We start from the raw sequence: 13,754 nt of genomic DNA, 5'->3' as shown, positions 1-13,754 counted from the left end.
ATTGAGAGAAAAAGAAAGTATAAGAGAGCTAAAGGGATACGAACCAAATTGTGTAAATTGTAAGGTAAAGCTTGATGCAAATGAAGGAAATAAAAAGTTGTTTAAGTATCTTGTTAAAGAGCTTGGAGATAGTGATATAGATTTAAATTTATATCCTGAAGACTCTTATAGCGATTTAAAAGAGTCTATAATAAACTACATAGATGTTTCTGGAGTAAGTAAGAAAAACCTTTTAGTAGGAAATGGGTCAAGTGAAATAATTGATTTGATAATACATACTTTTGTAGATAAAGATGAAACAATATTAAGTTTTTCTCCAAGTTTTAGCATGTACTCTATATACAGTCAGATAAATGGTTCAAAGTTTATAGGTGTTGAGAGTGATGAAAATTTAGTTATAAATATAGATGATGTAATTGAAAAAGTAAAAGAAAATAATCCAAAGATAATAATTGTTTGTAATCCTAATAATCCAACAGGGACAATACTTAAAAGAGAAGACATAATAAAACTTTTAAACTCAACTAACAGCTTAGTAGTCTTAGATGAAGCATATATGGATTTTGGGGAAGAAAGCATGTTAGAGAATGTTTTTGAGTATGAAAACTTAATCGTTCTTAGAACGCTATCAAAGGCATTTGGATTAGCTGGCATAAGAACTGGATATATGTTATCTAATAGTAGTTTAATAAACTCTGTTGAGAAGGTAAGACCTCCATATAACTTAAATTCATTATCAGATTTCATTGCTACAAGAGCATTGCAAAATAAAGAAGTAGTGAAATCTTATATAAGGGAAGTAAAAAAAGAAAGAGCAAAATTATATAAAGAAATGATTGATATAGGTCTCAAAGTGTATGAATCACAAGCAAATTTTATATTGTTTTATTCTGAGATAGAAAATTTATCACAAAAGCTGATTGATAGAGGAATACTAATAAGAAAGTTTAGTGGAAAACTAGAAAATTATTATAGAGTTACAATTGGTGATAAAGAAGAAAATATTATGTTTGTAAATACTATAAAAGATATTTTTCAAAAGGAGAATTAGGTATGAGAATTTGGAAGATAGAAAGAAATACACTTGAAACACAGATTTTAGTAGAACTAAACATTGATGGTACTGGAAAAGTTGAGATAGATACTGGAATTGGATTTTTAGACCATATGCTTACTTTAATGGCATTTCATGGTAAGTTTGATTTAAAGGTTATTTGTAAAGGAGATATATATGTAGATGACCATCATAGTGTTGAGGATATAGGTATAGCTATAGGAGAGGCATTTAAAAATGCTTTAGGGGATAAAAAAGGAATAAGAAGATATTCTACTATCTACATACCTATGGATGAATCTTTATCCATGGTATCGATTGATATAAGCAACAGACCATATCTTGTATTTAATGCAAAGTTTGATACTCAAATGATTGGTAGTATGAGTACACAGTGTTTTAAAGAATTTTTTAGAGCTTTTGTAAACGAATCTAGAGTAACTTTACATATTAACCTTTTGTATGGAGAAAATGACCATCACAAAATAGAAAGTATTTTTAAAGCATTTGCAAGAGCGTTGAAAGAAGGTAGTGAAGTAATTTCCAATGAAATAGCATCTTCAAAGGGGGTCTTATAAAATGAATATAATAGTAGATTATGGTCTAGGAAATATAGATTCTGTGTCCAGAGGTTTTAAAAAGGCTGGAATAGAAACTAAAATTTCTAACAATTTAAATGAAATAAAGGAGGCAAATTCACTAATACTTCCAGGTGTTGGAGCTTTTAGAGATTCTATAAATGCCTTAAATAAACTAGATTTGGTACCAATAATAAAAGAACATGTGTCAAAGGGAAAGTTTTTAATAGGCATATGTCTGGGCATGCAATTACTTTATGAAAAAAGCTATGAATATGGAGAATATGAAGGGTTAGGTCTTATAGAAGGTAGCATTGATAAACTGGATATAAGTTTAAAAGTTCCACATATGGGATGGAACAATCTAAAATTTAATAAGAAAAATGATGATATCCTTAAATATATTAAAGAAGATGACTATGTATACTTTGTTCATTCATATTATGCAAATTCATCAAATGAAGAACTTGTTGCTTTTTCAGAGTATGAGAAGAAGATTCCAGCTATAGTTAGAAAAGATAATGTATATGGTATACAATTTCATCCGGAAAAAAGTGGAGAAGTAGGTTTAAACATATTAAAAGCATATGGGGAGATGATAAAATGATAATATTTCCAGCAATAGATATAAAGGATAACAAATGTGTACGATTAACTCAAGGTGATTTTGATAAAGTAAATGTATATTATGATAATCCATTAGAGGTAGCATATAAATGGAAAAATGAAGGTGCAGAATATATACATATAGTAGATTTAAATGGAGCTAGAAGTGAATTTGGTGTAAATACAAAAACAATTGAAAATATAGCAGACAATATAAAAATACCTATTCAAGTAGGTGGAGGGGTTAGAGACAAGGAAAAAGTTCAAAATTTAATAAAAGCAGGTGTTACTAGAGTGATACTTGGGAGTATAGCAATTGAAAATATGGAGTTAGTTGAAGAGTTGGTTAATGAATATCAAGAAAAAATTGTTGTTTCAATTGATGCTAAAGATGGAAAGGTAGCGGTTAGAGGTTGGGAAGTTGTAAGTAATGTAGATTCTCTTACTTTATGTAAACAACTTGAAAAAACAGGAGTAAAGACGATTGTTTATACAGACATATCAAAAGATGGTATGCTTCAAGGTCCAAACTTTGATATATATGAAAAAATATCAAAAGAGACATCTTTAAATGTTATTGCTTCTGGGGGAGTGACTTCTATTGAAGACATCAAAAAACTTAAAAATATGAACTTATATGGAGCAATAATAGGTAAAGCACTTTATGATAAGAAGATAGACTTTAAGGAGGCTCAACAACTATGCTTACTAGAAGAATAATACCATGCCTAGATGTACGAAATGGAAGAGTTGTAAAGGGGAAAAAATTTACAGATATAGTGGATGTTGATAGTCCAGAAGTCCTTGGAAAATTTTATAGTGACTGTGGTGCAGATGAACTTGTATTTTATGATATAACTGCATCAAATGAAGACAGAAAGACATCTTTAGAATTTGTATCTAAAGTTGCAGAAAATATAAATATCCCATTTTGTGTGGGTGGAGGAGTAAATAAATTAGAAGATTTTACTAATATTTTAAGAAAAGGTGCTGATAAAGTTTCTATAAATTCATCAGCAGTAAAAAATCCTGAATTAATAAGAGAAGCCTCATTAAAGTTTGGTGCACAATGTGTAGTTTTATCAATAGATGCAAAAAAAAATGAAGAAGGTTCATGGAGTGTATATGTAAAAGGTGGTAGAGAGAAAACAGATTTAGATGTAATTGAATGGGCAGTTAAAGGTGTTGAACTTGGAGCTGGAGAGATTGTTGTAAATAGTATGGATGAAGACGGAATGAAAAATGGATATGATATAGAGTTACTTTCAAAAATAACATCTTTAGTAAATGTACCTGTTATAGCATCTGGAGGGGCTGGGAAAATGGAAGATTTCTATGAAGCAGTCAAAGAATCTAATGTAGATGGAATTTTAGCAGCATCTGTTTTTCATTTTGGAGAGATAAAAATAAAGGATTTGAAGAAGTATTTAAAAGAAATGGGTGTAGAAGTAAGATTATAAATTAAATATCTATAAGGAGAATGGGAAAATGAATGATAAATGTAATAATATGTGCAGTGAAGAATTTGAAGAATTTATAAAAAATGTAAAATTTGATGATAAAGGATTAATTCCTGCTGTTGTTCAGGATGTAATAAGTAAAGATGTATTGATGTTAGCATATATGAATGAGGAGTCTATAAAGAAAACTTTAAGAGAAAAAATAGCTTGTTACTTTAGCAGAAGTAGACAAGAATTATGGATTAAAGGTGAGACATCTGGAAATATTCAAAAAGTAGTCAAAATTTCTTATGATTGTGATGTAGATACAATATTACTTTTAGTTGAACAAACAGGTGTAGCTTGCCATACAGGTAATTATTCTTGTTTCTATAGAGATTTATTTGATGATACTGATAAAATTGATTTTGAAGTACAAAAAAATACATTAAAAGAATTATATGATTTAATAAATGAAAGAAAAAATAATCCTATTGAGGGGTCTTATACTAACTATCTTTTTGATAAAGGTTTGGATAAAATTCTTAAAAAAGTTGGAGAGGAAAGCAGTGAAGTAATTATAGCTTCAAAAAATGAAGATAAAAGTGAACTTATTTATGAAATTAGTGATTTAGTATATCATACATTGGTTTTAATGATAGAAAAAGATGTTGAAATTGATGAAATAAAAAAAGAATTAATTAAAAGAAGAAAATAGAATAAAGATAGATTGATAGAAAATAAGAAAGTATACCGTTTTTTAGAAAAAATGGTATACTTTCTTATTTTCTATTTTTATATTGTAGAGTAAAATCGAAGGTTTCTTGCTTAAGTTTATTATGTATACAATTTATCTACAAAACGATTATAATACATTATTTGTTTTAGAAAAAACATCATTATCTAATTAATATTTAAGAAGAATGATTTTGAATTAATTTTCATATTGAATAATATGGGCTTAAAAAGGATATATTTTAAGATGGAATAGGCTAAATTTTAATAAAAAGTAAACGTTTTCAAAATTAATATTTTATTTTTTACTAAAAAATAAAATATTAATTTTGATTTATGGTTTAATTTGGGTTATAATAAATTGTTAAATTATTTATTACTATAAAACAAGCTATAAAATAAATAAAAATGATATTATTCCGTCAAAAAAATTAATAATAAAATACAAATTATATGAATATAATAAAATGTTTTGAAAAACAGTGAAATTTTATTGCAAAAGATTTAAATTAATTTTGACTTAGGGATGTAAGCTATTCTAAGAGGCAAATGGATATTTAAATGTAAAACAATTTAACTGTTATGAAGAAAGTATCATCGTATTTGGATTTTTAATTTTTATAATTTTTTTAAAAAAATTTTAATTTTAGTTAAAATTAAAATTTACAAAAGCTTAGCATATGTTATTTTATTTTAATAAATAATAAAAACTATTTTTCTATAATATTGGCATAGTAGATGCTTATATAACTATGAAATTAAAATTAAATAAGATGAAGTAGGAGGAAAAAAATGGGAAATAGTGAGCTAAAAAAGACTCTTGGTGTATCTGCAGCATTATCAACTGTTGTAGGTTCAGTAATAGGGGCAGGTGTATTTTTTAAACCACAAGCAGTTTATACATTAACTGGAGGAGCTCCAGGACTTGGTATATTGGCATGGTTAATAGCAGGAATCATAACTATAACAGCTGGGCTTACAGCTGCAGAGGTATCAGTTGCAATACCAAAAACTGGTGGAATGATGGTATATATAAAAGAGATTTATGGAGATAAATTAGGATTTTTAACTGGATGGATGCAAATTGTATTATTTTATCCTGGGATGATGGCAGCATTAGGTGTCATATTTGGAGAGCAAGCATCAGCTTTAATTGGTAATTCATCATTATTACTTCCAATAGCAATTGGGATTATAGTGATAGTTGCAGGGTTGAATATGTTGGGTTCAAAAACTGGGGGAGCTATACAAACAATTTCTACGATATGTAAATTAATACCACTTATATTAATAATGATTGTTGGATTTATTAAAGGTGGTGGAGATAATCCAATACTTAGTCCTATGGTTGGTGAAGGACTAAGTCTAGGTAGTGTAATAGGTCAAGTTTTAATTGCTATATTATTTGCATTTGATGGATGGATGAATGTTGGTACTTTGGCTGGAGAAATGAAAAATCCAGGAAAAGACCTTCCAAAAGCTATAATAGGTGGATTATCAGTAGTTATGGCTGTTTACTTTGTAATAAACTTGGCATATCTTTGGGTATTACCAGCTAGTGAACTAGCTACTTACGCTTCACCAGCATCAGCAGTTGCTGAGGTTATATTTGGTTCAATAGGTGGAAAAATAATATCTGTAGGTATATTAATTTCAGTATTTGGAGCATTAAATGGATTCTTATTAACTGGTTCAAGAGTGGCCTATACTTTGGCAACAGATAAAACTTTGCCTAAATATAAGGTGTTTTCTAAATTAAATTCTGCTCAAGTTCCAGCAAATTCTATAGCATTAGTATCTGTTCTTGCAGCTATTTATGCTTTATCAGGTCAATTTAATTTATTAACTGATTTAGCAGTATTTGCTACTTGGATATTCTATGTATTGACATTTATAGGGGTAATGAAGCTTAGAAAAACTCACCCAGATATACCAAGAGAATACAAAGTACCACTATATCCAATTGTTCCAATAATAGCTATAGTGAGTGGTATATTTGTCGTAGTTAATCAATTATGCTTCGCAGGTATGAAAACTACTATGATATCTGTTGGAGGTCTTATAATAACAGCTATAGGATTACCAGTGTATGCTTATATGACTAAGAGAACAAAAAATGAGTCTAACTAGTTTATAAATACTTTATGATTTTATTTTTTTATTTTTAGTTTATAAAATTACACTTCTAAAAAGTCACCTGTCTTAAAATATTCTATTTTGTCTCCAAGTAATTCTTTCATGTAATCAAATGCAACTAGTCCTGTACAATGGAATGTATATATTTTCTGAAAACCAATTGTGTTAAGTTCCTTTATGACATCATCTATGTATTCTGTAGAACAGTTAAGTCCACCCTGTTTTGATAAATTATCCATATGAAATCCTCCAATAATAAACTTAATTGATTTATCTGGAAAGTATTTTTTAACCGTATGAGCGATATTTACAATTCCACTATGACTACAACTACTTATTATTGATACATAGTCTCCATCCACATATATTAAGAATAATTCGTGCTTAAAATCATCTTCAATGAACATATTGTCTTTAAATTTTAACAGATTTTTGTCTCTACAAAAGAAATCTTTATTATTGTTTTTATCAGAGCAGATATAAAGATTTTCACTAAGTTTGTAAAAATCATCTATCCAAATGAAGTTTTTATTAAAATCTTCAAACAAGCCTTTTCTATTTCCTATATAGTAGTTTTCTTGCTGATTTTCGTTATGGCAGAAATATTCATATAATTTAGCTTGCGATTTTATATAAACATTAATATCTTTATTAATTTCAAAAAATTTATCTATACCACCAATATGGTCTGAATGATTATGAGATATTACAAGTGCATCTAAATTTAATAAATCAACATTTAAATTTTTAGCATTTTCTATAAAATCTCCACTTTTTCCTGTATCTAATATATATCTTTTATCATTAATTTCTAAGAACAAAGATAAACCATGTTCAGATTTTAAGTTTTTGGAGCCAGAAATATTTTCAATTAAAGAAATTACCTTCATAAACAATACCTCCCAATAATATTTTTAGAATTTTTATACAACTAATACTTACATTGTAACAAATTATTATGTTGTAATGTAAAAATTTGCCTATAAAGTATAACACTTTGTAGACAAGTTTATAAATTTTTATTTAATAACAAAAACAATTGTATATGAATATATAACATATGAAGTCAAAACAAGAAACAATAGTGTTTTCGTAATATATTTCTTATTTAAAATTTCTATTTTATAGAAAAAAAATTATAAATTTTAAAAATTAGAAACGACATTTTAACTAGTATTAATTGTAAAAAACACTATATAATACTCAATTTTCAACATTCTATACAATTATACAGAAATTATACAGCATAATAATCATCAAAATAACAAATTTTAAAAATTAGGTAAAACTTTTTGTCGAAGTTCAACGTCTATATATATGTAGTGAAGATTATGATTCTAAAATACTACAAAAATATAAATGTAAAAATATAGTAATATTGGAGGTCGAACGATGAGAAATAAAAAGAAAAAAATAAATAGAAAGAAATTATATTTGCTTTTAAGTGCCATAGTAGTTTGTTTAGCATTTATAATAATTGGTATACGAGTTAGTTATATGAATATAAAAGAAGATGAAATTAGTAGAAATGCTAAACTATCAAGTTCTACTATTACAGATATAATATCTAATACATCAGCAGAAGTTAGTAAAGGGCCTAGTAAAAGTTCTGGAAAAGTAGCATACATAACTATAGATGATGGTCCATCTAAATTTACTGACCAAATGATAAAAACTTTAAATAAGTATAATGTTAAAGCAACTTTTTTTATGATAGATGGAAATATGAAGGAATATCCACAGCAAGTTAAAAATATAATTAAAAATGGGAACACAGCAGGTTTTCATAGTGTATCTCATGATATTCATAAACTTTATGTTACTAGTACATCAGCAAAAGATGAATTTGATACGAATGATCAGACTCTTTATAGTATAACTGGTAAACATTCAAAAGTAATAAGAATTCCTTATGGAAGTAAACCATATACTCCACAAGCTTCATATCAAGCCTTAGTTGATGCAGGGTATAAAATTTGGGATTGGGATTTAGATACTGAAGACTGGAAATCTAATTCTGCACAAATTGTACAAAATGTAAAAACTCATATTAAGAATAGAAAAGGTGAAGATAAAGATCAACTTGTAGTTTTAATGCATGAGAAAAAACAAAGTGCAGAAGCTTTAGATTCAATTTTAAAATTTTTATCAGATGAAGGCTATGAATTTGCAGCAGTAGAGCAAAATCAAATACCAAAAAATTATTGGTTACGCAATTTAGAATAGTAAAAATAAAAAAATGTTGATTAAGAGTTTTAAAAATTGAAAATAAAAAATGAGTGAGGTGTAAGTGTTTTGAATAAAAAACTTTGTATAGGAATGGTTGGAATACTATCTTTAATGATGGCTGGTTGTAATAAAAGTTTAGCTAAAGTGAATGATGTAGAAATCACGAAGGCGCAATATGAAAAAACAAAGGCAGTCTTATCTGCTACTAATAGTTATATAAATGGTCAATCTTTGGATGAAATGGAAAAAAGTTTGGATAAAAAAGGTAGAAATAAACTAGAAAATGTTATAATATCGTTTATGGTGGATAATGAACTTTTATATCAAGAGGCTAAGGATAAAGGATTAACTCCAAGTAAAAGTGATATAGACTCAAAATATCAAGAACTAGAAAATGAAATTAATTTGAATACAAGCTATAAAGAAAAAATGGACAAAGCAGGTGTAGATAAGGAATATTTAAAACAAATAATATCTAGAGATTTAGCCATAGACAAAAGTAAAAAAGCCTTTGAAAATAAAATAAATATAAGTGATGCCGAGATGGAATCTTATTATGTAAATCATAAAAAAGATTTTAATGTAGAAGAAGTAAGTGCTTCTCAAATATTGATATCAACTTTAGATAAAAATAAAAAAGAAGTAAGTAAGGATAAAAAAGAAGCTTTAAAAAAAGAGGCCGAGAGTATATTGACTAAAATCAAAAATGGAGAAAGTTTTGAAGCATTAGCTAAAAAATATTCCGATGACAAAGCGACTGGAAAAAATGGAGGTCAGCTAGGATATTTTTCAAAAAATGATAAAAATGCTGAATTTACAAAAGAAGTATTCAAATTAAAGAAAAATGAGGTTTCAGGTGTTTTTGAAACTAGTTATGGATATCATATAGTCAAAGTTACTGATAAAAGAGAAAGACAAAAAAGTCTTAATGAGTGTCAGAGTTTAGTAAGAGAATCTATTTTAAACGAAAAATATATTGAGCACATAAAAAAATTGAACGAAAGTGCAAAAGTAGAGAGATAGAATCTATAAAAACTCAATCCTAGCCTGTAGCCGGAGGGAGATTTTACAGGAATGTTTAAGAGTTTAAAGAGAAGGAAAGTTGAGAGATACATTATCGATAATAAAGACTCTTTTTATAGAATTGCATATAGTTATACAAAAAATGAGGAAGACGCCTTAGATGTGGTTCAAGAAGCCATGTATAAGGCTTTATATTCAGTAGAAAACCTTAAAGAAGTAAATTATATAAAAACATGGTTTTATAAAATTCTAGTTAGAACGAGTATAGATTTTATTAGAAAAAACCGTAAATATAACAACATGACAGATATCACTCTTATAGATGAGACAGGAGAATATGACAAGTATACTGATTTAGACCTAAAAAAAGCGTTAGAAGAATTACCTATTGAATATAAATCTATTATAATATTGAGATTTTTTGAAGATTTAAAGATTGAAGAAGTAGCAATAATATTGGATGAAAATGTGAATACTGTTAAAACTAGGTTATATACTGCTTTAAAAAAATTAAAATTAAAAATTGAAGAGTAGGGATAAAAAGAATGACAAACAAAGAAAGGTTAGATAAGTTAAGAGATGAGTATCATAAAATTCCAATACCAAAGAAACTAGATACTATAATAAATCATAAGAAAATAAAAGATATATATTGCGAACAAAATAAAAAGATAAATAGATGGAGATTTAAAGTTATTATGGCTTCAGCCTGTATGTTTATAGTATTAGTAAATATAAGTCCTGTATTTGCAGATAACTTTTCTAAATTACCTATAATCGGAGGATTAGTAGAAGTAGTAACTATAAAAAATTATAGTTTAAAGAACGAAAACTATGAAGCTAAAATTGATATTCCTAAAATACAAGGTTTAAAAGATAAAAATTTAGAGAAGAGATTAAATAATAGTTTTATGGAAGATGGAAAGAGGCTTTATGATGAATTTCAAAATAGAATGGAAAAAATAGAATTATCAAAAAATAAGGGGCATAAATACTTAAGTTTAAGTTACAGTGTTAAAAATAATTCTAAAGATTTTCTATCAATAGAAATGACAAAAAATGAAATAGAAGCATCATCATATGTGAGTAAAATACATTATAATGTTGATAAAAAAAGACAAATAGTTTTAACTTTACCTATGCTTTTTAAGGATGATAAATATATAAAAGTTATTAGTGATAATATAAAAGAACAAATGCGAAATCAAATGAAAAATGACAGTACAAAATCATATTTTATAGACCAAGGAAAAGATTCTCCTGTTAAAGATTTTAAAACAATAAATAAATATCAAGATTTCTATCTTAATAAGAATGAAGACCTTGTAATTTGTTTTGACCAGTTTGAAGTAGCACCTGGTTATATGGGTTCAGTAGAATTTGTAATCCCATATAAAGTAATAAAAGATTTGTAAATAGAATAGTAATTTATATATAAATATATTAAGGAGGTTAATATGAATACATATAAAAAACTTAAAAAATCTATATTTAAAATTGCTGTGATTTCAGTGTGCCTACTTGTAGCATTAGTAAATGTACATCCTATATTTGCAGGAAGTTCTTCTAATAAACTTGTAAAAAAGAATCAGATAAAAGTAATAAATGCTAAAAATTATAGTCTAAAACAAGATAATTATGAAGTTAATATTAGAGTTCCTAAGATAGAAGGTTTAAAAGATAAAGATTTAGAGAATAAATTAAACAATGAATTTATGGAAAATGGGAAAAAGCTTTATAGTGAATTTCAGAATAAAATGAAAAAATAAAATAATAAAGGTCATAGATACTTAAATGTAAGTTATAGTGTAAAAAATAATTCTAAGGATTTTTTATCTATAGAAGTTAAAAAAGAAGAGATAGAAGCTTCTTCATATGTAACTAAAACGCATTATACTATTGATAAAAATAGAGAAATACTATTAAATTTACCAATATTTTTTAAAGATAGTAGATATATAGATGTTATAAGTGATAATATAAAAGAACAGATGAAAAATCAAATTAAGAAAGACAATACAAAATCATATTTTATAGACCAAGAAAAAGATTCCCCAGTAAAAAATTTTGAGTCTATAAATAAGTATCAAGATTTCTATTTTAATAAAGATGGAAACCTTGTAATTAGTTTTGATGAATATGAAGTGGCTCCTGGTTATATGGGGCCAGTTGAGTTTGTAATACCAGACAAAGTAATAAAAAATTTAAAGTAGACATATAGAAGATTTTTAAATAGACAGGTAAGGAGAAATATATGAATATATATGAACAAGCGATAAAGTTAATAGAAAATAACGAGGACTTTGCATTTGCTACAATAACTTCTCACTCAGGTTCAACACCACGTGAAACTGGAGCAATGATGATTGTAAAAAGTGATGGTTCTATATTTGGTTCTGTAGGTGGAGGAAGTGTAGAAGCAACATGCATAAAACATTCAATTAATGTTATAAAAAATAGAGAGTCAATGTTGTATAAATTTACTCTAAATAAAACTGATATAGCAAAGCTTGGAATGATATGTGGTGGTACTGGAGAAATACAGATAGATTTTATTGATAGTAAATTGAAGAGTAATTTAGAAAGATTTAATAAAAACTTAAAAGAAAATATAAGTAAAGCATATATATTTGGGGCAGGTCATATTTCAAAAGATGTAGCAGTAATATTATCACTTTTAGAATTTAGGACAGTAGTAATAGACGATAGAGAGGAATTTGCTAATTCTGAAAGATTTCCAGATTCAGAGGTAGTAGTTTTAGATTCTTTTGAAAATATACCAGATTTTCCAATTGATGAAAATAGCTATATAATTATTTTAACAAGAGGTCACTTGTATGATTCAAGTTCACTGGAATGGGCTCTTAAAACGAATCCTTGTTATATAGGTATGATTGGAAGTAGAACAAAAATTGGATTGACGTATGAAAAACTTATGAAAAATGGGTTCAGTAAGGAAGAACTAAATAAAGTACATGCGCCAATAGGAATAAAATTAGATGCTCAGACACCAGCAGAAATAGCTGTATGTATAGCAGCTGAACTTATAAATTGCAGGGCAAATAAGGAAAAAAGAAATTAATGAACATGATAAGTAAAGATTATGAGATTCTAAATGTTAGTTTTAAAAATAAAGAAATAGAAGCAGCTTTATTTTATAAGAACAGAAAAAATATTTGTGTAAAAATAGACTCATTTGGTAAAGTAATTGTAATAAGTCCTCCTAAAGTTTCTAAAAAAACAATAAGAGACATAATACTTAAAAAAGGAGATTGGATACTTAAAAAATCTTCTGAATATAAAGATAGAGAAGAAGTATATAGAGAAAGAACATTCATGACAGGGGATAAATTTCTCTATCTTGGTGAAGAGTATTGTTTAATTATAAATGAAACTTTGGAGGCTTGTGTTAAAAAAAGTAATTGTAAAATAAATATTGATGAATCTAAAATAATTGTTCAAACCAATGATACAAGTAAAGACTTTATTAAAAAATCTTTGAAGTACTGGTACAAAAAAGAAAGTCAAAGAATCGTCTCAGAAAGAATAGATTATCTTAAATCGAATTGTGATATAATGAAGCAACTAACACCAGTTAATGTAAAAGTAAAAGAACAAAAAAGTAGGTGGGGGAGTTGTACATCTCAAAAAAATATTTATATAAATTCAAAAATATCTATGGCGAGGTTAGATGTCATTGATTATATAATAATACATGAATTTAGTCATTTATTACATATGAATCACTCAAAAAAATTTTATGATTTGGTAAAAAATATTATGCCAGATTATAAAGATAAAGAAAATTGGCTTAAAAAAAATGGGTATAAGATAACAATATGAAAACGATTATTTCAAAATATGGATTTAAAATATAGAAAAATGATTATTTTGAAGAAAATAAATAATCTGAAAATTTTAAAAAAGTCGTTGACATTATAAAAGATAGATAAT

16 protein-coding genes are annotated in these 13,754 nt (G+C 26.6%); 15 read left to right on the top strand and 1 reads right to left on the bottom strand.

What is annotated here, in order from left to right:
• Window position 1 precedes the first annotated feature (1 nt).
• From hisC to KGF36_RS03635, 7 genes are all read left to right on the top strand, one after another.
• On the top strand, window positions 2–1,051 hold the full coding sequence (gene hisC, locus KGF36_RS03665) for a histidinol-phosphate transaminase (protein ID WP_227827402.1): 1,050 nt from the start codon (window positions 2–4) through the stop codon (window positions 1,049–1,051).
• Between the two features lie 2 nt (window positions 1,052–1,053).
• Complete coding sequence (hisB, locus tag KGF36_RS03660) at window positions 1,054–1,632, top strand: imidazoleglycerol-phosphate dehydratase HisB (RefSeq protein ID WP_227827403.1); 579 nt, start codon at window positions 1,054–1,056, stop codon at window positions 1,630–1,632.
• A 1-nt stretch (window position 1,633) separates the two neighbouring features.
• On the top strand, window positions 1,634–2,239 hold the full coding sequence (hisH, locus tag KGF36_RS03655; RefSeq protein ID WP_227827404.1) for an imidazole glycerol phosphate synthase subunit HisH: 606 nt from the start codon (window positions 1,634–1,636) through the stop codon (window positions 2,237–2,239).
• Entirely contained in the window at window positions 2,236–2,958 is a 723-nt protein-coding gene (gene hisA / locus KGF36_RS03650) for a 1-(5-phosphoribosyl)-5-[(5-phosphoribosylamino)methylideneamino]imidazole-4-carboxamide isomerase (RefSeq protein ID WP_227827405.1), read from the top strand. Before hisH ends, hisA begins: the two co-directional genes overlap by 4 nt.
• Window positions 2,940–3,698: an imidazole glycerol phosphate synthase subunit HisF gene (gene hisF / locus KGF36_RS03645; protein WP_227827406.1), complete on the top strand. Its 759-nt coding sequence runs from the start codon at window positions 2,940–2,942 to the stop codon at window positions 3,696–3,698. Before hisA ends, hisF begins: the two co-directional genes overlap by 19 nt.
• Window positions 3,699–3,726: 28 nt before the next feature.
• Window positions 3,727–4,395, top strand: a complete 669-nt coding sequence (gene hisIE, locus KGF36_RS03640) for a bifunctional phosphoribosyl-AMP cyclohydrolase/phosphoribosyl-ATP diphosphatase HisIE (RefSeq protein ID WP_227827407.1) — start codon at window positions 3,727–3,729, stop codon at window positions 4,393–4,395.
• 809 nt (window positions 4,396–5,204) lie between these two features.
• Window positions 5,205–6,542 carry an APC family permease gene (locus KGF36_RS03635; protein WP_227827408.1) on the top strand — a complete coding sequence of 446 codons (1,338 nt, stop codon included), beginning with the start codon at window positions 5,205–5,207 and terminating at the stop codon, window positions 6,540–6,542.
• 47 nt (window positions 6,543–6,589) lie between these two features.
• On the opposite strand, the gene KGF36_RS03630 is transcribed toward KGF36_RS03635, so the two are convergent.
• Entirely contained in the window at window positions 6,590–7,438 is an 849-nt protein-coding gene (locus KGF36_RS03630; RefSeq protein WP_227827409.1) for an MBL fold metallo-hydrolase, read from the bottom strand.
• Between the two features lie 502 nt (window positions 7,439–7,940).
• Here KGF36_RS03630 and KGF36_RS03625 point away from each other — a divergent pair.
• The 8 genes from KGF36_RS03625 (at window position 7,941) to KGF36_RS03590 (ending at window position 13,643) form a co-directional block, all read left to right on the top strand.
• Window positions 7,941–8,774 carry a polysaccharide deacetylase family protein gene (locus tag KGF36_RS03625; RefSeq protein ID WP_227827410.1) on the top strand — a complete coding sequence of 278 codons (834 nt, stop codon included), beginning with the start codon at window positions 7,941–7,943 and terminating at the stop codon, window positions 8,772–8,774.
• 69 nt (window positions 8,775–8,843) lie between these two features.
• Window positions 8,844–9,800, top strand: a complete 957-nt coding sequence (locus KGF36_RS03620) for a peptidylprolyl isomerase (RefSeq protein ID WP_227827411.1) — start codon at window positions 8,844–8,846, stop codon at window positions 9,798–9,800.
• 51 nt (window positions 9,801–9,851) lie between these two features.
• On the top strand, window positions 9,852–10,334 hold the full coding sequence (locus tag KGF36_RS03615; RefSeq protein ID WP_227827412.1) for an RNA polymerase sigma factor: 483 nt from the start codon (window positions 9,852–9,854) through the stop codon (window positions 10,332–10,334).
• An 11-nt stretch (window positions 10,335–10,345) separates the two neighbouring features.
• On the top strand, window positions 10,346–11,215 hold the full coding sequence (locus KGF36_RS03610) for an anti-sigma-V factor rsiV (protein ID WP_227827413.1): 870 nt from the start codon (window positions 10,346–10,348) through the stop codon (window positions 11,213–11,215).
• Window positions 11,216–11,257: 42 nt separating this feature from the next.
• Window positions 11,258–11,569, top strand: a complete 312-nt coding sequence (locus KGF36_RS03605) for a hypothetical protein (protein WP_227827414.1) — start codon at window positions 11,258–11,260, stop codon at window positions 11,567–11,569.
• 69 nt (window positions 11,570–11,638) lie between these two features.
• Window positions 11,639–12,013 (top strand): RsiV family protein, encoded by a 375-nt coding sequence (locus tag KGF36_RS03600; RefSeq protein WP_413926880.1) that lies wholly within the window; start codon window positions 11,639–11,641, stop codon window positions 12,011–12,013.
• Window positions 12,014–12,054: 41 nt separating this feature from the next.
• Window positions 12,055–12,882: an XdhC family protein gene (locus tag KGF36_RS03595; RefSeq protein ID WP_227827415.1), complete on the top strand. Its 828-nt coding sequence runs from the start codon at window positions 12,055–12,057 to the stop codon at window positions 12,880–12,882.
• Window positions 12,882–13,643 (top strand): SprT family zinc-dependent metalloprotease, encoded by a 762-nt coding sequence (locus KGF36_RS03590; RefSeq protein ID WP_227827416.1) that lies wholly within the window; start codon window positions 12,882–12,884, stop codon window positions 13,641–13,643. Before KGF36_RS03595 ends, KGF36_RS03590 begins: the two co-directional genes overlap by 1 nt.
• Window positions 13,644–13,754: the final 111 nt, after the last annotated feature.

It is taken from the genome of Clostridioides sp. ZZV14-6009 (genome assembly GCF_020658095.1).
Classification (GTDB): Bacteria; Bacillota; Clostridia; order Peptostreptococcales; family Peptostreptococcaceae; genus Clostridioides.
The sequence above is the reverse complement of the archived record's forward strand: the minus strand, read 5'-3'. Positions and strand labels throughout refer to the sequence as shown.

Coding starts and splice junctions, on each gene's coding strand:
- KGF36_RS03625 (WP_227827410.1), top strand. CDS start 7,941: ATGAGAAATAAAAAGAAAAAAATAAATAGAAAGAAATTATATTTGCTT.
- KGF36_RS03595 (WP_227827415.1), top strand. CDS start 12,055: ATGAATATATATGAACAAGCGATAAAGTTAATAGAAAATAACGAGGAC.
- hisIE (WP_227827407.1), top strand. CDS start 3,727: ATGAATGATAAATGTAATAATATGTGCAGTGAAGAATTTGAAGAATTT.
- KGF36_RS03605 (WP_227827414.1), top strand. CDS start 11,258: ATGAATACATATAAAAAACTTAAAAAATCTATATTTAAAATTGCTGTG.
- hisF (WP_227827406.1), top strand. CDS start 2,940: ATGCTTACTAGAAGAATAATACCATGCCTAGATGTACGAAATGGAAGA.
- KGF36_RS03630 (WP_227827409.1), bottom strand. CDS start 7,438: ATGAAGGTAATTTCTTTAATTGAAAATATTTCTGGCTCCAAAAACTTA.
- KGF36_RS03590 (WP_227827416.1), top strand. CDS start 12,882: ATGAACATGATAAGTAAAGATTATGAGATTCTAAATGTTAGTTTTAAA.
- KGF36_RS03610 (WP_227827413.1), top strand. CDS start 10,346: ATGACAAACAAAGAAAGGTTAGATAAGTTAAGAGATGAGTATCATAAA.
- hisB (WP_227827403.1), top strand. CDS start 1,054: ATGAGAATTTGGAAGATAGAAAGAAATACACTTGAAACACAGATTTTA.
- KGF36_RS03635 (WP_227827408.1), top strand. CDS start 5,205: ATGGGAAATAGTGAGCTAAAAAAGACTCTTGGTGTATCTGCAGCATTA.
- hisA (WP_227827405.1), top strand. CDS start 2,236: ATGATAATATTTCCAGCAATAGATATAAAGGATAACAAATGTGTACGA.
- KGF36_RS03615 (WP_227827412.1), top strand. CDS start 9,852: ATGTTTAAGAGTTTAAAGAGAAGGAAAGTTGAGAGATACATTATCGAT.
- hisH (WP_227827404.1), top strand. CDS start 1,634: ATGAATATAATAGTAGATTATGGTCTAGGAAATATAGATTCTGTGTCC.